The organism is Kribbella sp. VKM Ac-2569, from assembly GCF_004216905.1.
Lineage (GTDB): Bacteria > Actinomycetota > Actinomycetes > Propionibacteriales > Kribbellaceae > Kribbella.
In genome coordinates this window covers 559,548-582,833 of sequence record NZ_SGXJ01000005.1, presented here as the reverse complement: position 1 = coordinate 582,833, position 23,286 = coordinate 559,548, and the positions used below count along the sequence as shown (strand labels likewise).

General features: G+C 67.7%; 25 protein-coding genes. 10 read left to right on the top strand and 15 right to left on the bottom strand.

From position 1 onward, the window contains the following. Positions 1-9: 9 nt before the first annotated feature. The 8 genes from groL to EV649_RS33750 are packed head-to-tail and all read right to left on the bottom strand — an operon-like array spanning position 10 to position 8,587. Positions 10-1,659 (bottom strand): chaperonin GroEL, encoded by a 1,650-nt coding sequence (groL, locus tag EV649_RS33785; RefSeq protein WP_130387708.1) that lies wholly within the window; start codon positions 1,657-1,659, stop codon positions 10-12. 13 nt (positions 1,660-1,672) lie between these two features. Then, on the bottom strand, positions 1,673-2,698 hold the full coding sequence (locus EV649_RS33780; protein WP_130387707.1) for an NAD(P)-dependent alcohol dehydrogenase: 1,026 nt from the start codon (positions 2,696-2,698) through the stop codon (positions 1,673-1,675). After that, complete coding sequence (locus EV649_RS33775) at positions 2,695-3,420, bottom strand: iron-sulfur cluster assembly protein (RefSeq protein ID WP_130387706.1); 726 nt, start codon at positions 3,418-3,420, stop codon at positions 2,695-2,697. The genes EV649_RS33780 and EV649_RS33775 overlap by 4 nt, the downstream gene beginning before the upstream one ends. After that, complete coding sequence (locus EV649_RS33770; protein WP_130387705.1) at positions 3,417-4,436, bottom strand: amidohydrolase family protein; 1,020 nt, start codon at positions 4,434-4,436, stop codon at positions 3,417-3,419. Before EV649_RS33770 ends, EV649_RS33775 begins: the two co-directional genes overlap by 4 nt. A gap of 7 nt (positions 4,437-4,443) precedes the next feature. Next, positions 4,444-4,779, bottom strand: coding sequence for a propane 2-monooxygenase effector subunit MimD (mimD, locus tag EV649_RS33765; protein WP_130387800.1), 336 nt, complete (start codon positions 4,777-4,779; stop codon positions 4,444-4,446). 2 nt (positions 4,780-4,781) lie between these two features. Then, positions 4,782-5,879, bottom strand: a complete 1,098-nt coding sequence (locus EV649_RS33760) for an aromatic/alkene monooxygenase hydroxylase subunit beta (RefSeq protein WP_130387704.1) — start codon at positions 5,877-5,879, stop codon at positions 4,782-4,784. Position 5,880: 1 nt separating this feature from the next. Further along, entirely contained in the window at positions 5,881-6,921 is a 1,041-nt protein-coding gene (locus EV649_RS33755) for an FAD-binding oxidoreductase (protein WP_130387703.1), read from the bottom strand. A 31-nt stretch (positions 6,922-6,952) separates the two neighbouring features. After that, positions 6,953-8,587, bottom strand: coding sequence for a methane monooxygenase (locus EV649_RS33750; RefSeq protein ID WP_130387702.1), 1,635 nt, complete (start codon positions 8,585-8,587; stop codon positions 6,953-6,955). Between the two features lie 142 nt (positions 8,588-8,729). Here EV649_RS33750 and EV649_RS33745 point away from each other — a divergent pair, with 142 nt between their 5' ends. From EV649_RS33745 to EV649_RS33725, 5 genes are all read left to right on the top strand, one after another. Then, complete coding sequence (locus EV649_RS33745; protein ID WP_130387701.1) at positions 8,730-10,421, top strand: helix-turn-helix domain-containing protein; 1,692 nt, start codon at positions 8,730-8,732, stop codon at positions 10,419-10,421. A gap of 174 nt (positions 10,422-10,595) precedes the next feature. After that, positions 10,596-11,324 carry an amino acid ABC transporter ATP-binding protein gene (locus EV649_RS33740; RefSeq protein WP_206751597.1) on the top strand — a complete coding sequence of 243 codons (729 nt, stop codon included), beginning with the start codon at positions 10,596-10,598 and terminating at the stop codon, positions 11,322-11,324. A gap of 48 nt (positions 11,325-11,372) precedes the next feature. Beyond that, a complete protein-coding gene (locus EV649_RS33735) occupies positions 11,373-12,299 on the top strand; it encodes a glutamate ABC transporter substrate-binding protein (protein ID WP_130387699.1) in 927 nt (308 codons plus the stop codon). Between the two features lie 86 nt (positions 12,300-12,385). Continuing rightward, positions 12,386-13,033 carry an amino acid ABC transporter permease gene (locus EV649_RS33730; RefSeq protein WP_130387698.1) on the top strand — a complete coding sequence of 216 codons (648 nt, stop codon included), beginning with the start codon at positions 12,386-12,388 and terminating at the stop codon, positions 13,031-13,033. Continuing rightward, the gene (locus EV649_RS33725; protein ID WP_130387697.1) at positions 13,033-13,902 is read left to right on the top strand and encodes an amino acid ABC transporter permease; all 870 of its coding nucleotides are present in this window, start codon (positions 13,033-13,035) and stop codon (positions 13,900-13,902) included. Before EV649_RS33730 ends, EV649_RS33725 begins: the two co-directional genes overlap by 1 nt. Positions 13,903-13,944: 42 nt before the next feature. Here the strand turns inward: EV649_RS33725 and EV649_RS33720 are convergent, their stop codons facing one another. Continuing rightward, positions 13,945-15,234, bottom strand: a complete 1,290-nt coding sequence (locus tag EV649_RS33720) for an aspartate aminotransferase family protein (RefSeq protein ID WP_130387696.1) — start codon at positions 15,232-15,234, stop codon at positions 13,945-13,947. A 131-nt stretch (positions 15,235-15,365) separates the two neighbouring features. On the opposite strand from EV649_RS33720, the gene EV649_RS33715 reads away from it, so the two are divergent. Beyond that, positions 15,366-16,379: an LOG family protein gene (locus EV649_RS33715; RefSeq protein ID WP_130387799.1), complete on the top strand. Its 1,014-nt coding sequence runs from the start codon at positions 15,366-15,368 to the stop codon at positions 16,377-16,379. Positions 16,380-16,411: 32 nt separating this feature from the next. Then, positions 16,412-17,134, top strand: a complete 723-nt coding sequence (locus EV649_RS33710) for an alpha/beta hydrolase (protein ID WP_130387695.1) — start codon at positions 16,412-16,414, stop codon at positions 17,132-17,134. On the opposite strand, the gene pdxY is transcribed toward EV649_RS33710, so the two are convergent. Beyond that, complete coding sequence (gene pdxY, locus EV649_RS33705) at positions 17,112-17,963, bottom strand: pyridoxal kinase PdxY (RefSeq protein WP_130387694.1); 852 nt, start codon at positions 17,961-17,963, stop codon at positions 17,112-17,114. The genes EV649_RS33710 and pdxY overlap by 23 nt on opposite strands. 79 nt (positions 17,964-18,042) lie before the next feature. Between pdxY and EV649_RS33700 the strand changes: the two genes are divergently transcribed. Together EV649_RS33700 and EV649_RS33695 are read left to right on the top strand one after the other, a co-directional pair. Next, positions 18,043-18,747 carry an alpha/beta fold hydrolase gene (locus EV649_RS33700; RefSeq protein WP_130387693.1) on the top strand — a complete coding sequence of 235 codons (705 nt, stop codon included), beginning with the start codon at positions 18,043-18,045 and terminating at the stop codon, positions 18,745-18,747. Further along, a complete protein-coding gene (locus tag EV649_RS33695; protein ID WP_130387692.1) occupies positions 18,748-19,089 on the top strand; it encodes a nuclear transport factor 2 family protein in 342 nt (113 codons plus the stop codon). Here the strand turns inward: EV649_RS33695 and EV649_RS42085 are convergent. The 5 genes from EV649_RS42085 to EV649_RS33670 form a co-directional block, all read right to left on the bottom strand. Continuing rightward, positions 19,086-19,586 carry a DivIVA domain-containing protein gene (locus tag EV649_RS42085; RefSeq protein WP_130387691.1) on the bottom strand — a complete coding sequence of 167 codons (501 nt, stop codon included), beginning with the start codon at positions 19,584-19,586 and terminating at the stop codon, positions 19,086-19,088. The two genes, EV649_RS33695 and EV649_RS42085, sit on opposite strands and share 4 nt — an antisense overlap. Continuing rightward, the gene (gene rlmN, locus EV649_RS33685) at positions 19,586-20,707 is read right to left on the bottom strand and encodes a 23S rRNA (adenine(2503)-C(2))-methyltransferase RlmN (RefSeq protein WP_130387690.1); all 1,122 of its coding nucleotides are present in this window, start codon (positions 20,705-20,707) and stop codon (positions 19,586-19,588) included. Before rlmN ends, EV649_RS42085 begins: the two co-directional genes overlap by 1 nt. Before the next feature lie 33 nt (positions 20,708-20,740). Continuing rightward, on the bottom strand, positions 20,741-21,058 hold the full coding sequence (locus tag EV649_RS33680; protein ID WP_130387689.1) for a SelT/SelW/SelH family protein: 318 nt from the start codon (positions 21,056-21,058) through the stop codon (positions 20,741-20,743). An 84-nt stretch (positions 21,059-21,142) separates the two neighbouring features. After that, positions 21,143-21,811 (bottom strand): C39 family peptidase, encoded by a 669-nt coding sequence (locus EV649_RS33675; RefSeq protein WP_198682832.1) that lies wholly within the window; start codon positions 21,809-21,811, stop codon positions 21,143-21,145. Positions 21,812-21,908: 97 nt separating this feature from the next. Continuing rightward, the gene (locus EV649_RS33670) at positions 21,909-22,805 is read right to left on the bottom strand and encodes an LLM class flavin-dependent oxidoreductase (protein ID WP_198682831.1); all 897 of its coding nucleotides are present in this window, start codon (positions 22,803-22,805) and stop codon (positions 21,909-21,911) included. Between the two features lie 62 nt (positions 22,806-22,867). Between EV649_RS33670 and EV649_RS33665 the strand changes: the two genes are divergently transcribed. After that, positions 22,868-23,272, top strand: coding sequence for a MarR family transcriptional regulator (locus EV649_RS33665; protein ID WP_130387688.1), 405 nt, complete (start codon positions 22,868-22,870; stop codon positions 23,270-23,272). Positions 23,273-23,286 lie beyond the last annotated feature (14 nt).

Here is a 23,286-nt window from a genome sequence, read left to right as displayed (position 1 = left end):
GGGTCCCGCTCAGTAGATGTTGGACGGGCGGACCATACCCTCGGCGAGGTCGCCGAAGCCGGGCGCCATGATCGCGCCGGGATTGCCGAGGATCTCCTCGACGACCGCGGTCTCGGTGGTGATCAGCAGCGCCGCGATCGAGGCCGCGCTCTCCAGCGCCGCCCGGGTGACCTTCAGCGGGTCGATGACCGCCTCGGCGATCATGTCGCCGTACTGGCCGGTGAGTGCGTTGAAGCCGTGGCCGCGCGGCAGTCCGGCGACCTGGGCGACCACGTCGTCGCCGTCGTACCCGGCGTTGATCGCGATCCACCGCAGCGGTTCCGGGAGCGCCCGCCGGACGATCTCCCGTCCGATCGCCTCGTCACCGCTCAGCTCCAGCTTCGACAACGCCGCCTGTGCCTGGACCAGGGCGGTTCCGCCTCCGGCGAGGACACCCTCCTCGAGTGCGGCGCGGGTCGCGGCGAGCGAGTCGTCGACCCGCAGCATCCGTTCCTTCAGCTCGACGCTCGTCGCGCCGCCGACCCGGATCACCGCGACCTTGCCGGCCAGCCGCGCCATCCGCAGTTGCAGGCTGTCCTGGTCGGCGTCGATCTTGGCCCGTTCGAACTGCTTCTCCAGCTGGGCGATCCGCGCCTCCACCAGGGACGCGTCGCCGTGACCGCCGACGATCGTGGTGCTGTTCTCGGTGATCGTGATCCGGTCGCAGGAGCCCAGGTGGTCCCGGCTGACCTCGTGCAGGTCGAGGCCGGTGTCCTTCGCGATCACGGTGCCGCCCAGCGCGGTGGCGAGATCCTCCAGCTCCGCGATCCGGCGGTGCCCGAAGCCGGGAGCGTGCACGACGACGGACCGCATCGTGTTGTGCATGTTGCCGCCGACCAGCAACTGCAGGGCCGGCCCGTCGACGTCCTCGGCCAGGACGACGAGCGGACGGTCCGCGCGCTTGGCGATCTCGACGGTCGGCATGATGTCCTGGACCTGGGTGATCTTCTTGTTCGTCAGCAGGATCACCGGGTTGTCGTAGACGGTCTCCATCCGCTCCCGGTCGGTGACCATGTACGCCGACACGTACCCGTGATCGAACTCGATGCCGTCGACGACCTCCACCGACATCCCGAGCGTGTCGGACTCCTCGGTGGTGACGACGCCGTTGCGCCCGACCCAGTCGACCGCGTCCGCGATCACCGCGCCGATGGTCTCGTCGTCGCTGGCCGCCAGGGTCGCGATGTGCCGCAGCTCGTCGCGGCCGCCGACCTCGACGGCCCAGCTCCGCAGCGTCTCGATCACGACCGCCACGGTCTGCTCGATGCCGCGCCGTACCCGCATCGGGTTCGCGCCGGCGTCGACCTCGCGCAGCCCTTCGCGGACCATCGCCTGGGCGAGCACGGTCGCGGTGGTGGTGCCGTCGCCGACCACCCCGTTGGTCTTCATCGCGACTTCCTTCACCAACTGGGCGCCCATGTTGGCGAACGGCTCGCGCAGCTGGATCTCCCGCGCGATCGTGACACCGTCGTTGGTGATGGTCGGCGGGCCGGTGAGCTTCTCCAGCACCGCGTTGCGGCCTTTCGGCCCGAGTGTCACCTTGATCGCGTCGGCCAGCGCGTTCACGCCGGACTCGAGCAACCGCCGGGCGTCGGTGTTGAACCGCAGTTCCTTCGCCATGGTCAACCTCCTGCTAGGGAATGAGGATCGCCCGGCCGCGGACCAGGCCGCGGTCGAGGTCGTCGAGGGCCCGCTGGAAGTCCTCCAGCGGGTACTTCGTGGTGTGCAGCGCGACCTTTCCCTGCGCCGCGAGCTCCATCAGGTCCTGCAGGTCGTTGTAGGAGCCGACCAGGTTCCCGATGAAGTTGATCTCGGTCGAGATGACGTCGATGGTCGGTACGTCGAGGTTCTCGCCGTACCCGACGACGTAGTAGTTGCCGGCCCGCCGGAGCATCGCCACCCCGTCCGCGGTCGCGCCGCCCTCACCGACGAAATCGATCACCGCCTCCGCGCCGGCACCACCGGTCAGCTCCCGGACCTGTTCGACGTGCGTGCCATCGGCAACGATTCCGTGATCGGCACCGATCTCCACCGCCAGATCGACCGCCGCCTTGTTGCGATCGACAACAACCAGCGTGGCCGCCGAGATCGCCTTCATCACCTGGATCCCGATGTGCCCGAGCCCGCCGGCGCCGATGAGTACACAGACGGCGCCGGGCCGGAGTGCTCGCGCCGCCTTGGCCGCGGCGTGGTACGCCGTGAGCCCGGCATCGGCCAGCGCCGCCACGTCGGCCGGCTCCAGGCGATCGTCGATCCGTACGACGCTGCGGGCAGTCGTCCGCAGATAGTCGGCGTACCCGCCGTCAGTGTCGATGCCCGGGAAGCTGCTCGCTTCACAGTGCACGTCGTCGCCCGAGCGGCAGGCCCGGCACAGACCACAGGTGATCAGTGGGTGCAGGATCACCTTGTCGCCGACCGAGACGTGCGTGACGGCGTCGCCGACCGCGTGCACCCAGCCCGCATTCTCGTGCCCGATCGTGTATGGCAGCCGTACGCCGCTCTTCTCGGCCCACTGGCCTTCGAGGATGTGCAGATCGGTCCGGCAGACGCCCGCGCCGCCGATCCGCACGATGACGTCCAGCGGTCCGGTGATCTTCGGTTCCGGGATCTCGGTGAGCTGAAGCTTGGTGTGATACCCGATCACCTGCACCGCTCTCATGTGGTCCTCCTCGTATCGGTGATGAGGCCGCCCGGCTCGTTGTCGTACCTGGTGGCCAGCAGGCCGCGGCAGAAGTGCGCGTTGCCTTCGACCGAGATCCGTACGGCCTTGGCGAAACGCAACCGCGCCGGCACGGCGTCGGGCGGCACCGGTACGCCGTCGTCGTCGACCAGCACCAGGTCGTCCGGCCGGATGCCCAGCCCGATGGCGGCGCGGCGACGCAGCAGGGCGTCCTTGTGGGAGCCGCCGGGCAGTTGCCCGAGCGTGAGCCCGGGCAACTGTTCGACGGTCGTACCGGTGGATCTGAGCAGCGCCATCACGCTGCGCTCCATCGCGGCCGTGTGCGCCTTGCGCTGGAAGATCCGGCGCAGCTCGTCCAGGTCCTGCTCGGCCTCGGATCCGAAGGTGCCGACGTACCCCGCGTCCGCGGCCAGGCCGGCGTTGATCTTGTCGGAGTCGTGGTGATCGTCGAGCAGGACGGTCACCTTCCCCACGTCGGGCACCCGACGCAGGGCGTCGACCGCGTCGGATGCCATCAGGTAGGCGAAGTTGGGTGCGCAGAACGAGGTCGGCAGCCGGAGGTGGACCGTCACACCGGTCCGGTCGATCCGGATCGACCGGACGAAGCCGAGGTCGGTGATGGGCTGGTCCAGCTCAGGGTCGACGACGGTCGCCAGGGCCGCGACGACCTCGGACTGCAGCGACTGGGCGACCGCGATCATGACGCCACGGCTTCTTCCCTCGACCCGGCACCCGCGGGGAGCCTGAGCTCCTCGGGTACGTCGAGGCCGTACAGCGCTGCCGCGTTCAGCCCGAGGATCTTCTTCTTCTGCTCGACGGTGATGGGCGCGTACTCGGTCAGCTCCACCGGGATCTGGAAGTCCACGAACGCCTCGACCAGCCACTTCGGCGTCCAGAGCGCATAGTCGCTGGAGAACAGGATCCGGTCCTCGCCGATCCAGTAGAGCAGCTCACCGATGATCTGCGCGAAGTAGCCCGGCCGGGTGTGGATGAACGGCATCGCCACCGCGAGACCGCCGTACACATTGGGCTCCTGGGTCGCGATCCAGCAGAAGTCCTCCAGCCGGGGCAGGCCGACGTGCTCGACGATGAAGTTGAGGTCGGTGTAGTCGGTCGCCACCTTGTCGATGTCCGCGACGTCGAACGAGTCCCGGTCCAGCGGCCTGATCGTGGGGCCCTTGTGCACGTGGATGTTCTTGATCCCGAGCTCGAGGCACTCCTCGAGATAGCGCCGCGACCACGGGTCGTCCAGCTTCCAGCCGCGCGAGTCGCCGTACCACTCGGCGGTGTAGAGCTTGACGCCTTGCAGGTTCATCCGCGCGGCGTCCTTGCGCAGCTGCTCGAGCCCGGCCTCCGCGTGCCGCGGGTCCCAGGCGTGGTTGTACGTGAGCTTGCCGGGGTTGGCCCGGGTCAGCGCGAGTGCGTCCTCGGTCTGCCCGAAACCGTTGACGTAGAAGTCGCTCAGGATCGCGGGCTGGAAGATCGCGTGGTCGACGTACCCGTCCTCGAAGAGGTCCTTCAGCAACCGCTGCCCGCCGTAGTAGGTGTAGGTGTCGTAGTCCCAGACCTCCTCTTCGGGGCTCAGGTTCTTGTGGTAGTCGTAGAAACAGTCGATGAACTGCTTGCCGTGGATGTTCTTCTGGTTCGCCGCGCGCGCGTCCCACAGGGCGATGTGCGCGTCGACGATGAAGTACTTCTCGCCGTTCTTCTCGTACATCCCGGCCTCACTTCGTGGTGAGGTCGAAGCCGATGTACTCGGCGGCGTCCTCGGGGCTGGCGAACAGGATGGTCTTGTCGTCCAGGTGGACCATCCGGCCGTAGTGGGTCGAGCTGATCTCCTCGAAGACCGAGCCGTCGAACTCCGACCCGAGCGCGTCGGTCAGCTCGGCGTAGTCGAAGTTCAGCAGGCCCACGCCGTCGACCCGGATCATGGAGGGGTACTCGGTGAGCTCGACGCCCTCCTTGGCGCCCATCACCTCCGCGACGACCCGGCCGATCGGCGTGTTCATCAGGGTCACGCCGCACTTGTTGGAGAACTCGGTGGCCGATCCGAACTGCATGCTCACTGGTCCAGCTCCTTCGGAGAGTCGAGCCCGAGATCCTCGAGCAGCGAACGGAACTTCTGCTTGGCCGCGTCCAGGCTGGATGCGAACGTGACGGACTTCTCGGCCGGCTGCGACCAGATCGGCTGCAACGCGTGCGCGGCATCGAGGCAGCGCGGCACCCAGGTCGCGAGCCATTCGCCGAACAGCACCTTGTTGGTCTCGCCGTACTCGGCGTCCCGGGTCAGCAGCCGGAACAGGTTGCGGGTGTAGCCGAGGTCGCGGTCGTAGTCGTACTCGCCGGTGCCGACGATGGTCGGCGTGATGTAGTCGCCGTTACGAGCGGCGATCTGCATCACCAGCTCGGTCCGGAACAGTGACCCGACCAGCTGCTCGAAGACGATGTTGGCGGCGAACAACAACTCGCACCAGTCCCCCACCGCCGTCAGCCGCTCGACCACCTCACGGGTCGGCTGCCATTCCGGTGCGCTCTTCCAGACCTCTTTGTGGGCGGCGCCGTCGAAGGGTACGTCGGCCTCCGACAGATCCAGGTTGAACAGGGCGAGGTCCTGGGCGAACCGCATCTTGTGGGCGGCGTTGACCGCGACCGCGGTGTTGATCATGTTCGTCGGGCCGGACCGCTGGATGCTGGTGAACACGTGCAGGGCGAGGCCGTTCTCGGCGTGCATCCAGGCGCCCAGGTTCCGCTCGATGAACTTCAGCCAGGCCGGGTTCCAGCTGTCGTACGCACGGGCCCGCTTCGCGTTCTGCAGGCACAGGTCGACCTGATGAACGACGGCCGAGTTGTTGCGGTAGATCGTCTGGTCCCACTCCTCGTTCGGGTCGAGGAAGGCGTGCCAGTTCGACGACCTCGCGGCCGTCCACTCCTTCGGGTAGCCGCCCGGACCGTCGCCGAAGCCGTAGATCCAGCCCTGGCTCAGGTGCCGCTCCGGGTCCGGCTGCACGTCGACGGTGACGTCCTCGTACATCGTCGCGCGCAGCTTGGCCGGCTTGTAGTAGTTGTACGCGCGGCTGGTCGAGCTCGGGAACTCCAGCGCGCCGGCCTCGGAGTCGGTGAACTCGATCGTCGGAAAGCTGCGCTGCTTGGTTTCTGTCATCTCAGGCTCCATCGTTGGTCGCTGGGCTGGTGAACTTGTCGTAGAAGACCTGGTCCTTCGGCACGTTGCTTGCCTCGAGCAACGCCAAGGCGGCGTCGACCATCGGCGGCGGGCCGCACAGGTACACCTCACTGCGGTGCAGATCGGGCTCCCGCCGTTCGACGATGTCGGTGACGTTGCCCTGCTCGACCTGCAGCCCGTCCGAGCCCTGAGCCGACTCGGACAGGCAGGCGATGAACTCGAAGCCGGTGAGATCCGCGCCGAGATCCTCGATCGCATCCAGGTAGAACAGGTCGGCCGCCGTACGGGCGCCGTAGTAGAACCGGACCGGACGCGTGCTGCCGGTCTCCCGCAGGTGTCGCAGGATCGACAGGATGGGGGCCATCCCGGCCCCGCCGGCGACGCAGATCACCGGCAGCACATGGCCGTCCTTCAGCGTCGACGAGCCGTACGGCCCGGTCAGCGACAACTCGTCGCCGACCGCGAGCTCGCCGTCGAGGAGGGCGGAGAACCGGCCGCCCGGGTACTTCTTGATCAGGAACTCGATCTCGTCCGGCGTCGACTGGGTGGTCGCCATCGAGAACGATCGGTGCTCGTCGGTGCCGGGGATGGTGATGTCGGCGTACTGCCCCGGCCGGAACTCGAAGGGTCGCTCGGTTCGCAGCCGGAGCGAGACGATGTCCCGGGTGACGGGATCGATCGCCTCGACGCGGGCGCCGACTGTCTGGATCGGGACGCCGCCGAGCAGCTCGTCCTCGTCGAAGTTGAGCAGCTCGATCGTGCAGTCACTGAAGGCATGCGCCCGGCAGAGCAGCACGTACCCCTCGGCGACCTCGGCGTCGTTGCAGGCGAAGGTGGAGTAGCGCTCCATCTGCAGGTCACCGTCCAGGACGTACGACTTGCAGGCGGAGCACTGCCCCTCCCGGCACCCGTGCATCAGGTGGATGCCCTGCCGGAACGCCGCGTCGAGGATCTTGTCGTCCTCCGTGACGTCCATCTCGATGTCGACCGGTTCGAAGCGGATCCGGTGGGTGTCGGCCATGTCGGCCTCCTCCTGATACTCGGTTTCGGATTCAGGCCGCGGTGGTGCCGTTCGCGCGGTACGCCGCCACGTGGGCCTCGCGCTCCGCGTCGGACATCTCGTTCAGCAGCACGTTCGGGCTCATGAACGTGTTGCCGCGGACGTCGTCGAGGGTCCACATCTTCTTCGGGTCGTCGAGGTCGAGGTGCGGCTGGCCGATCAGCGTCTTGCCGTCGTCACGCACGTACCCGAGGTCCTGCACGATGTCGGCCAGGTCCTTGTTGTGGTGCAGGGTCTCCCACTCGCGGAAGCCGGTCAGGCGGCCCATGTTCGGCGTCGGACGGCCGTCGTACTCGCCCCGGAACGCGACCGCGTCCGTCCAGTAGCACGTCTCCGAGCAGTACGTCCGCCACTGGTCGTCGACCTTCTCGACCACCATGTCCTCGCGGATCAGCGCCGGCACCATGCAGGTCCAGCAGCGGTGCGGGTACTGGTACCCGACCTCCTCGAAGGCGATCGGCTTGTTCCGGCCCGGGTACGCGAGCCGGTTGTAGTTCTCCCACCACTTGCCGTACTTCGAGTACCAGCCCGGGTACTTGTGCTCGAACCACTCGAAGTCCTTGTCGGTCATCGCGTCGATCCGCCAGTAGTTCACCGGCCAGCCGGTCGCGAAGAACCGCGCCACCTCGTGCACGTAGCCCTTGTTGGTGATCCGGTTCCACGCTTCCTCGACCAGGTCGTGCGGAATCGTGAGCCCGTACTTCTCCAGCGGCAGCAGGTAGCTGCGGTAGTAGTCGTCGTAGATCCAGCGACGCCACATCTCGGCGTACGACTCACGGTCCTTGCGGCGGTCCTTGGTGCCGTACTCGATGAACGTTCCGATGGCGGCGTCCACGACGCAGTGGTTGTTCCACCACGCGTACCGCAGGTCGCGCTCCAGCAGCGGCCGGTTGCGCTCGTCGGCCAGTGCCATCAGCAGGATCGAGTACCCGTTGCTGATGTGGCGCGACTCGTCGGACTGCACCGAGTGGAACACGGTCGGCAGCAGGTAGTCGCCGTTCGCGGCCGCCTCGTCGGGCATCGCGACGAACAGCGTGTTGGTGAACGCGGTCTCGGCGACCACGGTCAGGTAGATGTTCGCGGCGGTGATCGCGTCACCGGTGATGAACCCCTCGCCGAACTGCCGGCCGATGGTGCCCGCGTAGTTGTTCGCGAACGCCTTCTCGGTCATGTCGAACCCGGCCGGGTCGATGTAGTTGTTCATGTACAGGCGCTTGAGGTTCATCTGGATCGTCGAGTGCCTGACCTCGTCGATCATCTGTACGGCGAGCCCGTTGTGGATCTCCGGGTTCGGTACGGCGTCGATCGCCATCGGCATCGCCCGCGCGGCGGAGATCTCCGGGAACGGGATGATGCTCAGGAACAGCTTCTGCCACTCCAGCCAGCGCTGCTGCACCTGGCGGAACATGTTCCCGCGGATGGCGCCGTCCATGGCGCCGTACACGCGGTTGTCCTTCTCCTCCTCCATCGGGAAGTAGGACCGCATGATCTGCTTCAGCGGGTCCTTCTTCGGCGCCTTCTCGAACGTGTAGTCGGTGCCGAAGCGGGTCGCCGGGGTCGCGAAGGTCGGTTCCCAGGACAACTCGGTGATCTTGGCGTGCGCCTTGGTAAGACTCTGCCTGCTCAATGTGGGCCTCCATCATCGGGGTTGAACAGTGATGAAAGCCGCGGATCGGACGTCGCTGTGTCTCAATGTGAGATGGCGCTCCCGCGTCAGGCGGCTACCGTGGGAGCAGTTCCGCTGGTGACGGACGTGAAGGAGACGGCCCATGGGCGCTGCACAGCCAGTCCGGGATCCGATCCGGGTCTCATGGGAGCGTTCACACGCCTCCCGGGTGGACGTCGACCGCCCGGCGCCCGTGTACTTCGACCGGATCGACCGGGAGACCACGCTGATGCGGGCGGCCCGGCCGGTCATCGACGCACTGTCGGCGGAGCTCCACAACGAGCCGGTCTGCATCATCCTGACCGACGCGAAGGGCGTCGTCCTCGACCGCCGGGGCGGCGACCCCGCCCTGCTCCGGCGACTGGACTCGGTCGACCTCGCACCCGGCTTCCAGTACGCCGAGTCCGCGGTCGGGACCAACGGGATCGGTACGGCGCTCGAGGTGTGCGGGCCGATCCTGGTCGACGGCGCCGAGCACTACAACGGCAAGCTGCGGATGTTCTCCTGCGCCGGCGCACCGATCACGCATCCGGTCACCGGCGGTCTGCTCGGCGTACTGGACATCACCACCCAGGCCAGGAACTCGAACTCGATCCTGCTGTCGTTCGCCAAACTCGCCGCCCGGCGGATCCACGAGCGGGTCGTCGAGGAGGCGAACGCTCTCGACCACGCCTTGCTGAGCGACTACTACGCTGCCTGCCGGCACAGCGGCGGCCCGGTGCTCGCGCTCGGCGACGAAGTCTTCATGATGAACGCCTACGCGCAGGCGCGCTTCGACGCCATCGACCAGGCGGCCCTGATCGATCGGACCCGGGACGCGCGCGGCGGCACGAAGCCACAGATCTTCCTCACCGATCTGCCCAGCGGGACAACCGCCCGGATGGCCTATCGGCCGACCTTCGTCGGCGACACCCTGGCCGGCGGGGTGATCCAGATCAAGGAGCAACGTCTCCCGGCCCGCGGACACCAGATAACGCGGGTCCCGCTGGTCCCCGGGACGACCGGAACCAGCGCGGTCTGGCAGCACATCATCCAGGAGATGCTGGATGCGTGCAGCCGGTCCGAGTGGCTTATCGCCGACGGCGAGCCGGGTGCGGGCAAGCTGTCGCTGCTGCGCGCTGTCCGCAGGCACGTGGCACCTGACCGGCGGCTTGCGGTTCTCGATCCGGCGGTGACGGGCGAAGACCTGGTGGCCGAGGCCCGCGCGGAGCTGGAGTCCGGCGCCGACCTGATCATCCGGCGGGCGCATCTGCTGACCGGCGAGGCCCTCGACGGCTTCACCGAGCTCTTGCAGAGCGCCCGCGACGGCGCGACGGCCGGGGACGCCTGGGTCGCGCTCACGCTGCCGGCGGACCGCACCGAGATCGCCGACCAGCTGCTGGCCTTCTTCCCGCGGACCGTCGAGGTGCCGCCGCTGCGGCATCACGTCGAGGACGTTCCGGCACTGGTCCGGTCGCTGCTCGCGAAGGCCGGCATCAACGGCTTGACGTTCTCCACCGCCACGATGAACCAGCTGATGCGGCTGCCGTGGGCGGGCAACATCACTCATCTGCGTTCGGTCCTCGCAGCGGTGGCCAGGCGACGCCGGTCCGGCGTGGTCGAGCTGGCGGATCTGCCGCCCGAGTGCCGGGCCACGACCCGGCGGCAGCTGACGCCGATCGAAGCGCTCGAGCGGGACGCGATCGTCGACGCGTTGTCGACGTACGACGGTGACAAGAAGGCCTCGGCCACCGCGCTCGGGATGTCCCGGGCGACCATCTATCGCAAGATCCGCGAGTACGGAATCGTCACCTGACGCGGCGCCCCGATCAGAAACGGACAAACCCGAGCAGTCTGTGACCGGAGCATCACGATCCGCTTCGTTTATTGCAGATCGTTACCACCGTGGAACCACCCGGGCCTGCGACCGCACCCCCGCCTCCGCTAGGTTCTGGCCATGAGCGATTCCGACACGCTGACGAAAACTGGTCTGGTAGCGCTGACCGGCGTCAACAAGCATTTCGGCGAGCTGCACGTCCTGAAGGACATCAACCTGTCCATCGATCAGGGCGAGGTCGTCGTGGTGATCGGCCCCTCCGGGTCCGGTAAGTCGACGCTCTGCCGCGCGATCAACCGGCTGGAGCCGATCGACTCCGGCAGCATCCTGCTGGACGGCCAGGCGCTGCCCAGCGAGGGCAAGGCCCTCGCCAAGCTGCGTGCCGACGTCGGCATGGTCTTCCAGTCGTTCAACCTGTTCGCGCACAAGACGATCCTGCAGAACGTCACGCTCGGCCCCTTGAAGGTCCGCAAGACCGACCCCAAGCAGGCCGAGAAGCGGGCGATGGAGCTGCTGGAACGGGTGGGGGTGGCCAACCAGGCCTCGAAGTACCCGGCTCAGCTGTCCGGTGGCCAGCAGCAGCGCGTCGCGATCGCGCGGGCCCTGGCCATGGACCCCAAGGTCATCCTCTTCGACGAGCCGACGTCGGCGCTCGACCCGGAGATGATCCAGGAGGTCCTCGAGGTGATGATCGACCTGGCCAAGCAGGGCATGACGATGGTCGTGGTCACGCACGAGATGGGCTTCGCCCGGACCGCGGCGAACCGGGTGGTGTTCATGGCCGACGGCGAGATCGTCGAGGAGGCCACCCCGGAGACCTTCTTCACCAACCCGACCTCGAGGCGTGCCCAGGACTTCCTGGGCAAGATCCTCAAGCACTGACGTCCGCCCGCAGCCGTACCCAGCAACGAAACGAAGGGGAACCCGATCATGAGAATGCGCACCCTCGTCGCCACCTGCGGCGTCGCAGCGCTCGCGCTGACCGCCGCCGCCTGTGGCAAGGACGAGCCGAGCGCCGGCGGCGGCAACAGCGGCGGCAACGCAACCGACTCCTGCGGCGAGCTGCACAAGTTCACCGCCGCGACCGGCGTGGACGTGCCCGGCAGCACGGCGTTCACCAAAATCAAGTCCGCCGGCAAGGTGACCGTCGGCGTCAAGGCCGACCAGCCGAACCTTGGTTACAAGGATGCCGACGGCAAGCGCTGCGGCTTCGACATCGAGGTGGCCCGGATGGTGGCAGCCGGCCTCGGCGTCGACCCGGACAAGATCGAGTACAAGGAGATCCCGTCCGCGAACCGCGAGACGGCGATCGCCGGTGGTGAGATCGACTACTACGTCGGCACCTACTCGATCACCGACAAGCGCAAGAAGCAGGTCTCGTTCGCCGGCCCGTACTTCGTCGCCGGTCAGGACCTGCTGGTCCGCAAGGACGACCCGTCGATGGACGCCGGCAAGACCGCTCTGAAGGGCAAGAAGGTCTGCTCGGCGACCGGCTCGACCCCGATCCAGCGGGTCAAGGACGAGCAGCTGACCGAGGCGAGCAACATCTCCGAGTTCAAGACCTACTCGGAGTGCGTCTCCCAGCTGCTGGACAAGAAGGTCGACACGGTCACCACCGACGACGCGATCCTCAAGGGGTATGCCGCCACGGCGCCCGACGAGCTGCGCGTGGTCGGCAAGCCGTTCAGCACCGAGAAGTACGGCATCGGCCTGCCGCTGGCCGACAAGGCGCTGCGCGAGAAGGTCAACTCCATCCTGGAGACGTCGGCCTCCGACGGCACCTGGAAGGCGATCTACGGCGAGACGCTCGGCAAGTCGGGTTCGGACTCGACCCCGCCGCCGCTCGAGAAGTACTGATCCAGCAGCCGGCCGCGGTGTCCTCGACTGGGCTCCGCGGCCGGACTTTGTTCCTGTAGGCACAGGCAGGTAAGAGGAAGGTCGCGATGTTCTCGGTCCTCACCGACAACTGGCCGTTGTTCCGGGACGGCTTCTGGCTGACCATCAGGCTGTTCCTGGTGTCCGGCGTACTCAGCCTGATCATCGGCACCGCGCTCGGAGCGTTCCGCGTCTCCCCGGTGCCTGCGCTGCGCGGCTTCGGCACCGGCTACGTCAACATCCTGCGGAACACCCCGCTCACGCTGGTTTTCGCGTTCTTGTTCTTCGGCGCCGCCAAGATGGACCTCGCCCTGCCCAACCCGTTCTGGACCGCGGTCGGCGCGCTGACGATCTACACGTCGGCGTTCATCTGCGAGGTGGTCCGGTCGGGCGTCAACACGATCGCTCCGGGCCAGTCCGAGGCGGCGCGCGCGGTCGGCATGTCGTTCCCGCAGGTGCTCACGATCGTGGTGCTGCCGCAGGCCTTCCGGGCGATCATCCCGCCGTTGATGAGTGTGCTGATCGCCTTGCTGAAGAACACGACGATCGCCGCCGGCTTCTCGGTGGTGGAGGCCGGCTCGATCCCGGCAGCGATGTCCGAGCGCGGTGAGAACCAGCTGCTCACGCTGCTGTGGATCACGATCGGGTTCCTGATCCTGATCGTGCCGCTGATCTTCCTGCAACGGTGGGCCGAACGACGGACGGCGGTAGCCTGATGAGCGCAGTTCTGTACGAGACGCCCGGGCCGCGCGCGAAGCTCCGGAACCGGATCTCCAACGTGGTGGTCCTGCTGGTGCTGCTCGGCGCGATCGCGTGGCTGATCCACCGGATGTACGCGTTCGGCCAGTTCGAGGGACGGCTCTGGCGGCAGTTCCAGTACTCGTCGATCCAGCGGCAGTTGCTGGACGGTCTGCTCAACACGCTGAAAGCCGCAGGGCTGGCGGCTGTTCTCGCGCTGTTGTTCGGTGCGGTGTTCGCCGCGGCGCGGATCAGCGACCACAAGTGGCTGCGGACCCCGGCGACGCTGATCGTCGAACTGTTCCGCGCCGTCCCGCTGCTGATCCTGATGTTCTACTTCTACTTCGGCAACATCCAGTTCGGCCTCGGACTCGGCCCGTTCTGGGCGGTCGTCTTCGGTCTGACCCTGTACAACGGGTCGGTCCTCGCGGAGATCTTCCGGGCCGGCATCGCCGCCGTACCGAAGGGTCAGCGCGAGGCGGCGTACGCGCTCGGTCTGCGGAAGAACCAGGTCGTCCGCCTGGTGCTGTTGCCGCAGGCCATCAGTGCGATGCTGCCGGCGATCGTGAGCCAGTTGGTCGTGCTGCTGAAGGACACCGCTCTGGGCTTCATCATCACGTACGGCGAGTTGCTGTACGTCGCGAAGCAGATGGGTGGCCGGCTCACGTACGGCTTCCCGTACATCCCGACGTACATCGTGACCGCGGTCATCTACATCGGCCTGTGCTCGCTGCTGTCGCTGCTGGCCCGCTACCTGGAGGGCCGCTCGAGGCGCCGTCGCAAGATCACCGGCGCCCCGCCACCACTGCCGCTGGCCAATGACCCGAGCGAAGGAGCTCCGGTCTGACAATCGAGGGCCCCTCCGCGTGGAGGGGCCCTCGATTCTTGTTCAGCGCAGGGTGTTGAAGGAGTCGCGGATGATGTCGAGGGCTTCGGCGGCTTCTTCCTCTGTGAGAGTCATGGGCGGGGCCATCCGGAGGACGTTGCCGTAGAGGCCGCCCTTGCCGACCAGGAGGCCGCGGTTCTTGGTTTCCTGCTGGAGCTTGGCCGTGGCGGCCGCGTCCGGGCTGTTGTCGTCCGGTTTGACCAGCTCGGCGGCGAGCATCAGGCCCTTGCCGCGGACGTCGCCGAGTTCGGGGAACTCGTCGGAGATGCCGCGCAGGCCGTCGACGAGTTGCGCGCCGCGCTTCGCCGCGTTCGCCTGCAGGTCCTTGTCGAGCAGGTAGTCGATCGTGGCCTTCGCCGCACTGGTCGAGATCGGATTGCCGCCGAACGTCGACAGCGAGTTCGCCTTCACGCTGTCCATCAGGTCGCCGCGCGCGACCACGCCGCCGATCGCGAACCCGTTCCCGAGGCCCTTCGCGAACGTCATCGCGTCCGGTACGACGCCGTGCGCCTGGATCCCCCAGAAGTGGTCGCCGGTGCGGCCCCATCCGGTCTGCACCTCGTCGGAGACGAAGAGGATCCCGTACTCGTCCAGGACCTCCTTGAACGCGGCGTACAGACCGTCCGGCGGCGACGAGAACCCGCCGACGCCCTGGATCGGCTCCGCGATCATGCAGGCGACGTCGCCCGCGGTCGTGGTCTCGATGACGTTGCGCAGGTCGTCGACGCAGACCTTGATGTACTCCGCGTCGGGCAGGTCGCGGAACGGGCTGCGGTACCGGTACGCGCCCTGGACGTACTGCACGTTCACCGGCGACAGGCTGCTCGCGGACCAGCCGCGGTTGCCGGTGATCGCGACGGTGCCGAACGCGCGGCCGTGGTACGAGTTGCGCATCGCCAGCACCTGGTTGGAGCGGCGGTTCTGGGTGGCGAGCAGGAGGGCCGTCTCGTTCGCCTCGGTGCCCGAGTTCGCGAAGAACACCTTCGCGTCCGGGATCCCGGACAGCTCGGCGATCTTCTCGGCCAGCTCGATCTGCTTGCGGATCAGGTACACCGTCGAGGTGTGCGCGATCCCGGACCCGAGCTGCTCCCGCACCGCATCGGAGATCTCCGCGATGTCGTACCCGATCGCGTTGGTCAGGATGCCGGCGAAGAAGTCGAGGTACGTGTTCCCCTCACCGTCGGTCACCCGGCGCCCGGACCCCTGCACGATCTCGATCGGCTCCTCGTAGTACAACGCGAGCCAAGCCGGCATAACGGCCTTGTGACGCTCCCAGAGCTCCGCATGTGTCATGCCCTAAGCATTACCTCAGCCGATAGCAGGCGTCTATTAGTGTGCTCTCCGTGACGTTGCCGAGCATTCCGCATGTCGATATCGAGTCGCTGGAGCAGTTCGACCGGCTGCTGGCCGCGGGCGCCACCGCGATGGCCGGGTGGCGGGTGCAGTCAGTGGATCTGACCGGCCGTACGTCGGAACTTCTCGGGCTGCAGCCGACCGGCTCGGTGTTCCTCGGCTGCGTGCTGGAGGACAAGGCGGACGGATGGGTCCGGGACGGCGGCGGGCTGGTGTTCCCCGCGATCCCGGAGCTGCCGTTCGACGCGTACCGCGGGCGGCTGTACGACGCGGACGAGCTGTACGCCGGTCTCGAGAACGGGTACGACGCCACGCCCGACGCCCGGATCTACGCGTGGTCCCGCCAGCACGACGAGAAGGGCGACACGAGCCGTACGCTCGCCACCGCGCTCCACGACCACGCGATCGGGGATGCGTTGGCAGAACTGCCCTACGACGAGCCGTGGGTGGGGGTGATGGGCGGTCACGGCGTACTGCGGGGCGACGGCAACTACCGCGCCGCCGTACTGCTCGGACGTACGCTTGCCCGGCGCAACCACCTGGTCGTCACGGGCGGCGGGCCGGGCGCGATGGAGGCCGCCAACCTCGGTGCGTCCCTGGCGTCGTACGACGAGGCTGACGTCGACGCCGCACTTTCCGAGTTGGCCGCCGTACCGTCGTTCCGCCCGTCGATCGGCGCGTGGGCCGCCGCCGGGCTGGGGGTGCGCGCCCGGTTCCCCGGGAACGGCGGGGTGTCGATCCCGACCTGGTTCTACGGCCATGAGCCGCCCAACGTGTTCGCCGGCTCGATCGCGAAGTACTTCTCGAACGCCCAGCGCGAGGACGTCCTCCTCGGCCGCGCCCGCGGCGGCATCATCTACCTCCCCGGCGCCGCCGGCACCGTCCAAGAGGTCTTCCAGGCAGTAACCCCCAACTACTACGGCGACGCAGCCACCCAAATCCCCCTCGTCCTCGTAGGCGTCGACCACTGGACGACTCAACTCCCGGTCTGGCCCCTCCTCCAATCCCTAGCCACCAACCGCCCCATGACCCACTCGACCCACCTCGTAGACACCATCGACGAGGCAGCCGAGCTCGTCGGCTAGTTCTGTCGGTGGGGTGGTTTACGGTGCGGGGCATGGTGAACTTTGTGTTGGTGCCGGGGGCTTGGTTGGGGGCGTGGGCCTGGGATGAGGTTGCCGGGGTGCTGCGTGGTGCGGGGCATGGGGTTTACCCGGTGACGTTGAGTGGGCTGGCTGAGCGGCGGGGTGTGGATGCGGGTCAGCAGCAGCATGTCGACGACATCGTGGCGGTGGTGGAGTCGCAGGACCTGCAGGACGTCGTACTCGTGGGGCACAGCTACTCCGGGATCCCGGTCGGGCAGGCGGCGGGGCGGATCGGGGACCGGTTGCTGCGGGTCGTGTACGTCGACTCGAACATCCCGACCGACGGGAAGTCGTTCGTGGACGGCTGGTCCGACGAGGGGCAGGCGTGGGTGCGCGAGCAGATGGAGCAGTCTGGCGGATATTGGCCACCGCTGACCACGGAGGACTACGTCGGGCAGGACCTCTCCGAGGAGGCCGTCGCGTTGATCCTGGAGCGCGGTACGCCGCATCCGGGGCGCTCGATCTCGGAGCCTGCTCAGCTGATCAAGCCGATCGGCGAACTGCCCACGACGTACCTGAAATGCCTGATGGACGGTACGACGCCCTCGTCCGACGTGCTCGAGCAGCTCAAGTCCCCGGTGTGGGAGCTGGCGGAGCTCAACACGGGGCACTGGCCGATGTTCTCCCAACCCGCAGCTCTCGCGCAGATCCTGAGCGCTGCTGCTGGGTTCGTCAGGCGACCTGGTGTGGCTTGAACTGCATCTGCGGGTCGGCGTACGCCTCCTGTGATTCGACCAACTGCAACTCGCGCTCCCCCGACTCGTGGGTGCGCGTGAGCAGATCGAAAACGCTCGAGGTCGTGCGCGCAAGCGCCTCCGCGAGATCCCCCGTACGCCGGTAGTGCGCCGTGAAGAGCGCGGCCGTCACGTCGCCGGAGCCGTTCGCCTTCATCGGGATGTACGGCGTCTGCACGAGCCACGCGCCGCTGTCGTCGACGGCCAGCATCTCGATCGTGCCGTCCTCGCGATCGGGGCGCTCGACGCTGGTGACGAGCACCGTGCGCGGCCCGGTCGCGCGGACCAGCTCCACCGAGGCCAGCGTGGACTCGAGCGTGTCCGGCTCGGTGCCGGTCAGGAAGCCCAGCTCGAACTGGTTGGGAGTGATGATGTCGGCTGCCGGCACCACCCGATCGCGCAGCAGCACCGGGATCGCGGGAGCGACGAAGCATCCGGACTTCGCGTTCCCCATCACCGGGTCGCACGAGTACACCGCCGCAGGATTGGCCGCCTTCACCCGCTTCACCGTCTCCAGAATCACGTCGGCGATCCCCTCGCCACCCTGGTAGCCGGAGAGCACCACGTCGATCTGCGGGAGGACTCCGCGGTCCTCGATCCCGAGCAGAACCTCTCGCACGTCGTCCGGGCTGATCATGGGACCACGCCACGCCCCGTAGCCCGTGTGGTTCGAGAAGTTCACCGTGTACACCGGCAGCACCTCCACACCGATGCGCTGAAGCGGAAACACAGCTGCCGAGTTACCCACATGCCCGTAGGCAACCGCCGACTGAATCGAGAGAATCTTCACCGCCCGATCATCCCACCGCCCCCGAACCCGGCTGCGCGCAGTACTGAGAATGTCGCCGGCTTGGTCTACTGTGCGCGGCATGGCTGAGTTCGTACTGGTGCCGGGAGCCCGGCTGGGCGCTTGGGCCTGGGACGCCGTCGCGGAAAGTCTGCGGAGTGCCGGGCATGCGGTGTACGCGGTGACGTTGAGCGGGCTGGCGGAGCGCGGCGGGCCGGACGGGGATCGGACCGGGCAGCAACAGCATGTCGACGACATCGTCTCGGTGGTCGAGGGCAACGAGTTGTACGACGTGGTGCTGGTCGGGCACAGCTACTCGGGGATCCCGGTCGGGCAGGCGGCCGGTCGGATCGGCGATCGGCTGCAACGGGTCGTGTACGTCGACTCGAGCATTCCGGCTGACGGCCTGTCCTTCGCCGACGGCTGGCCCGAGGACGAGCGGGCGTGGCTGGCGGAGCAGCTGATCGAGGGCGACGGCACGTGGCTGCCGGCCGAGGCGGAGCACTTCGTCGACCAGGACCTGTCCGACGAGGCAATCAGCCAGCTGGTGTCCCGCAGTACGCCGCACCCGGGCCTGACGCTGACGCAACCGGCACGGTTGCCCAGGCCGATCGGCGAGCTGCCGACGACGTACATCAAGTGCCTGATGGCAGGAGACACGCCCTCGCCCGACGTCCAGGAACAGCTGAGGTCACCGCAGTGGCACCTGAGAGAGATGCAGACCGGCCACTGGCCGATGCTCTCCCAGCCCGCAGCGCTCGCGAAGATCCTCACCGAGGTGGACTGAATGCCGGCGCAGACACCGGACGACCTGGCGCGACTGCTGGTCGCGCGGTTCAACGCACGTGACATCGACGGCATGGTCGAGCTGTACGAGGACGACGCCGTACTCGCGCTGCCGGACAGATCACTCGCGGTCGGCCGCGACGCGATCCGCGAGTTCTACGCGTCGTTACCCGGCGACGTGATCTTCCAGGTCGGCAGGCAGTCCCCCGCGCTGGTCACCGGCGACCTCGCGCTGACCTCGACCGTCCTCAGTCCGACGACCGCCACCGCCGAGGTCGCCCGCCGCCAACCCGACGGCACCTGGAAGTGGATCCTCGACCGGCCCAACGTCTTGGACGCTTAGCTGAGCCATTCCTCGGCGGTGTCGAGGAATGCGTCGACCTCCGCCACGTCGTACCCCTCGGTCAGCCGGACCGGTGTGAATTGGACATGCCGGATCTCCCGTACCGTCACCGGCCGCTTGACCGGTTGCCCGTTCACGGTTGCCATCAATCGGTCGATGAACTCGTCGACCTCGTACGGCGCGTAGCCCTCGCGCAACCGCACCGGCGTGAACAGCGGCGCCGTCCGCTCCCCCTTGACCGACCCCGCCGGACGAGCCACCGGGCGATCGGGCAGCCAGCGCTCCGCCTCCGTCAGGAAGTCGTCGACCTCGTCGGCCCGATAACCAGGGCCGAGCAACGGCGCACGAAACGCCGCGTTGCGAAGGTCGTCCACCGCGACGTTCGGACCGACCGACCGGCGTTCGACCGTGGCGATCAAGCGGTCGACGAATGCGTCAACCTCACCGCGGTCGTAGCGGTCACCGAGCCGGCGCACGCTGAACGCGGGCTTCAGCATCAGGACTTGCTCGAGGCGGCCAGCTGCCCGCAGGCGCCGTCGATCTCCTGACCGCGGGTGTCGCGGACCGTGACCGGGATGCCGCCGGCCTCGAGACGGCGGACGAACTCGCGCTCGTCGGCCGGGTCGGACGCGGTCCACTTCGAGCCCGGCGTCGGGTTCAGCGGGATCAGGTTGACGTGCACCCAGCCCCAGTCGCCGCGCGCGTTGAGCTTCTCAGCCAGCAGATCGGCCCGCCAGGCGTGGTCGTTGATGTTGCGGATCATCGCGTACTCGATCGAGACCCGCCGCTTGGTCTGCTGCGCGTACCCCCAGGCCGCGTCCAGCACCTCGTCGACCTTCCAGCGGTTGTTGATCGGCACCAGTTCGTCCCGCAGCTCGTCGTCCGGCGCGTGCAGCGACAGCGCGAGCGTGACCGGGATCCCCTCGGTCGCCAGCTGGTTGATCCGCGGCACCAGCCCGACCGTCGACACGGTCACACCACGCGCCGAGATCCCCAGACCTTCCGGCGACGGGTCCGTGAACCGCCGTACGGCGCCCATGACGGCCTTGTAGTTCGCCATCGGCTCGCCCATGCCCATGAACACGATGTTCGAGACGCGTCCCGGCCCGCCCGCGACCTCGCCGCGCGCGAGCGCCCGCGATCCGTCGACGACCTGCTCGACGATCTCGGCGGTCGACATGTTCCGGGTCAGGCCGCCCTGGCCGGTCGCGCAGAACGGGCACGCCATCCCGCAGCCGGCCTGAGAGGACACGCACATCGTCACGCGGCCCGGGTACCGCATCAGGACCGACTCGACGAGCGAACCGTCGAGCAGCTTCCACAGCGTCTTGCGGGTCTCGCCGTTGTCGCACTCCAGGTCGCGGACCCGGGTCAGCAGCGGCGGCATCAGGTCCGCGACGAGCTTGTCGCGGGTCGCGGCCGGCAGGTCGGTCATCTCGGCCGGGTCGGACACCAGCCGGGAGAAGTAGTGGTTGGACAGCTGTTTCGCCCGGAACGCGGGCTCGCCCAGCGCTTCGACCGCCGTACGCCGTTCCTCCCCGGTGAGATCGGCCAGGTGCCGCGGCGGCTTCTTGGCACGGCGCGGCTCATCGAACACAAGGGGAAGGGAGGTAGACATAACCGACCTATTGTCGCCCGCCGGTACGGCGCTTCACAAATTCACATCCCCGGCGTGCTGCGGATCACTCTCCTTGCGGTCCGAGTGGCCGAGCTTGCGGTCCGGCGCGATCCGGTCGCGGACCAGCTGCTTCAGCAGTGGGATCTCGGCGAATCCGCCCTCCGCCTTCCGCGACCACAGCAGCTCCCCGTCGAGGCTGACGTCGAACACTCCCCCGGTCCCCGGAACGAGCGCCACCTCCCCCAGCTCCTTCGGGAACGTGGTCAGCAGCTCCTGGGCGGTCCACGCCGCCCGCATCAACCACCGGCACTGCGTGCAGTACTCGATCTCCAACCGCGGCACTCGACTCACACCCACCAGTATCCCGGACCCAACCTTGAGCACCCACCAACCGTTCCGGGCGCCGGAGAACGGTCGATGGGTGCTCAAAGTGCGTCAGGCGGAGTAGCCCTTCGGGGGGATGAGGGTGGCGAGTTGGTTGAAGGTGAGCCAGTACGTCGCCGTGGGGGCGAAGCCGGCTGGGTCGGCGATCAGGACGGTCTGGTCGCTGTCGTCGTACCCGATCACCGTGAAGTAGTGGTAGATCGTGTAGTTCGGGTAGCCCGGCGGGTGGTTGCTGGCCGGGGCGACGATGTTGGCGACGATCGGATAGTTGTTGTCGATGTCCAGTACGACGTCCCGCCAGAGCAGATCGCGCTGCGCCTGGGTGGGCGGGTCGTTCGGCATCTCCTTGGTCTCGTACCAGCCGGTGCCGAGGTGGTTGTTGAGCACCCGGGTGACCTGGCCGATCCAGTCGGTGCCGTTGGTTGTGGTCGGCAACTCGTTGGCCAGTTGCTGCTGGCTCGGCGGCGAGATCCGGGCCGAGAGCGCGATCCGCGTCGCGGCCGGGCCGCACCAGTAGCCGGTCTGCTGGTACTGGAAGTCGATGTTCAGCGTCTTGACGGTCTGCGTCGAGTAGCCGAGCTTCGGGACCGGTTTGGTCGCCGCGACCGCTTCGGCCGAGACAGTCTGCGGTACGGCGGTAGCCGCGTTCATCGGAAGCACCGCGGCCGCGATGAGGGCGAGACCGCTCATGGCGGCCTTGAACTTCGTCGTGGGGGTCATGTCAGCTCCTCACTGGACGACCGGGGCGGATCGTCCTGTGTTTGATCCTGACACAGCGCGCTGAGCAGTGGTGAAAAAATCACCACTCGTTTCCATCTCAGTGGAAAGGGTCGATGATTTCGCGAACCAGCCAGCGCACGGCGTGTTCCGGGTACGGGCGCGGCAGCGAGAGGACGATGTGGTCGAAGCCGAGTTCAACGGCTTTTCGTACGATCGCGCGGGTCTCGGCAGGGTCGTCGTACGAGACGATCTGCTGCAGCGAGCGGCTGAGCGTGGACGGATCCCGTCCGATCCGCTCGCATTCCGCGTCCAAACGGCGTACGCGATCGGCAAGGGTGTCGAAGTCGACGTGCGGCGGGCCGCTGATGTTCCAGGTGTCGGCGTACTCCGCGACGAGCCGCAGCATGCGGTTGCCCCAGCCGCCGATCAGCAGCGGCGGACCATCTTTCTGAACCGGTTTCGGCGCGTTGCGGGTCCGCTCGAGCGTGTAGTGCGTGCCGTGGAAGTCGAACTCGTCCTCGGTCCACATCCGGCGCAGGATCTCGATCGTCTCGCGCAGTCGGTCGACCCCCTCCCCCGGCGGGACGAGCGTCAGCCCATAGGCGGCGTACTCCTCGATCGCCGGATTCGGGCCCGGGATGCCGCTCTGGCCGGCCGGTTGGTGGGTGCCTCCGGCGCCGAGGCCCATGATCAGCCGACCGCCGGAGATCACGTCCAGCGTGCTCGCGATCTTGCCGAGAACGGCCGGCGGGCGGATCCGGTTACTGGTGACCAGCAGACCGAGACGGAGCCTCGTGGTTTGTGCGGCGAGCGCGGTCAGCAGGGTCCAGCCCTCGAGTACGTCGCCGTCCTTCGGGCCGGCGAGCGGGAGGAAGTGGTCCCAGAGCCAGGCGTCGCGGATCTGCGGCACCTCGTCGGCCTCGAGCCAGACGCGGCGGATGTCGGCGTACGGGACATGCATCGGGGTGGTCTTCAGACCGAAGGTCGGTTCCATAATCGTCAGGATAACTGATGATCAGCTCTCCTGACGATCAGTTGCCCGGTAGATTTGCCGGTATGGCGTCCGACCGGCTGGGGTACCTGCTCAAACACGTCCTCGCGCAGCTCACCGACGCGCAGACATCGGCGTTGGCGCCGCACGGCCTGAACGGACGTGACCTGGCGGTGCTGGCAGCGATCGTGTCCGGTGAGCCGCTGTCGCAGCTCGAGGTCGCCGCGCGGCTGCGGGTGGACCGGACGTCGATCGGCGATCTGCTGGACGGGCTCGAGGAACGCGGCTTCGTCGAACGCCGGCGCAGCCCGGAGGATCGGCGCCGGAACGTCGTCGTCCTGACGCCGCTGGGCGAGTCCACGTTCGAGACCGCGGAACGGATCCGGTTGGAGGTGGAGCGGGAGTTCCTCGCTCCCCTGTCCTCAGCGGACCGTTTCCGCGACGACCTGAGGCTGCTCCTCGGGGAATGAGCGCTCCGGCGAGC

Bases quoted from the DNA above. Each gene is read 5' to 3' on its own strand.
- groL (WP_130387708.1), bottom strand. From the start codon at position 1,659: ATGGCGAAGGAACTGCGGTTCAACACCGACGCCCGGCGGTTGCTCGAG.
- EV649_RS33780 (WP_130387707.1), bottom strand. From the start codon at position 2,698: ATGAGAGCGGTGCAGGTGATCGGGTATCACACCAAGCTTCAGCTCACC.
- EV649_RS33775 (WP_130387706.1), bottom strand. From the start codon at position 3,420: ATGATCGCGGTCGCCCAGTCGCTGCAGTCCGAGGTCGTCGCGGCCCTG.
- EV649_RS33770 (WP_130387705.1), bottom strand. From the start codon at position 4,436: ATGTACGAGAAGAACGGCGAGAAGTACTTCATCGTCGACGCGCACATC.
- mimD (WP_130387800.1), bottom strand. From the start codon at position 4,779: ATGCAGTTCGGATCGGCCACCGAGTTCTCCAACAAGTGCGGCGTGACC.
- EV649_RS33760 (WP_130387704.1), bottom strand. From the start codon at position 5,879: ATGACAGAAACCAAGCAGCGCAGCTTTCCGACGATCGAGTTCACCGAC.
- EV649_RS33755 (WP_130387703.1), bottom strand. From the start codon at position 6,921: ATGGCCGACACCCACCGGATCCGCTTCGAACCGGTCGACATCGAGATG.
- EV649_RS33745 (WP_130387701.1), top strand. From the start codon at position 8,730: ATGGGCGCTGCACAGCCAGTCCGGGATCCGATCCGGGTCTCATGGGAG.
- EV649_RS33735 (WP_130387699.1), top strand. From the start codon at position 11,373: ATGAGAATGCGCACCCTCGTCGCCACCTGCGGCGTCGCAGCGCTCGCG.
- EV649_RS33730 (WP_130387698.1), top strand. From the start codon at position 12,386: ATGTTCTCGGTCCTCACCGACAACTGGCCGTTGTTCCGGGACGGCTTC.
- EV649_RS33725 (WP_130387697.1), top strand. From the start codon at position 13,033: ATGAGCGCAGTTCTGTACGAGACGCCCGGGCCGCGCGCGAAGCTCCGG.
- EV649_RS33720 (WP_130387696.1), bottom strand. From the start codon at position 15,234: ATGACACATGCGGAGCTCTGGGAGCGTCACAAGGCCGTTATGCCGGCT.
- EV649_RS33715 (WP_130387799.1), top strand. From the start codon at position 15,366: ATGGCCGGGTGGCGGGTGCAGTCAGTGGATCTGACCGGCCGTACGTCG.
- EV649_RS33710 (WP_130387695.1), top strand. From the start codon at position 16,412: ATGGTGAACTTTGTGTTGGTGCCGGGGGCTTGGTTGGGGGCGTGGGCC.
- EV649_RS33700 (WP_130387693.1), top strand. From the start codon at position 18,043: ATGGCTGAGTTCGTACTGGTGCCGGGAGCCCGGCTGGGCGCTTGGGCC.
- EV649_RS33695 (WP_130387692.1), top strand. From the start codon at position 18,748: ATGCCGGCGCAGACACCGGACGACCTGGCGCGACTGCTGGTCGCGCGG.
- EV649_RS42085 (WP_130387691.1), bottom strand. From the start codon at position 19,586: ATGCTGAAGCCCGCGTTCAGCGTGCGCCGGCTCGGTGACCGCTACGAC.
- rlmN (WP_130387690.1), bottom strand. From the start codon at position 20,707: ATGTCTACCTCCCTTCCCCTTGTGTTCGATGAGCCGCGCCGTGCCAAG.
- EV649_RS33675 (WP_198682832.1), bottom strand. From the start codon at position 21,811: ATGACCCCCACGACGAAGTTCAAGGCCGCCATGAGCGGTCTCGCCCTC.
- EV649_RS33670 (WP_198682831.1), bottom strand. From the start codon at position 22,805: ATGGAACCGACCTTCGGTCTGAAGACCACCCCGATGCATGTCCCGTAC.
- EV649_RS33665 (WP_130387688.1), top strand. From the start codon at position 22,868: ATGGCGTCCGACCGGCTGGGGTACCTGCTCAAACACGTCCTCGCGCAG.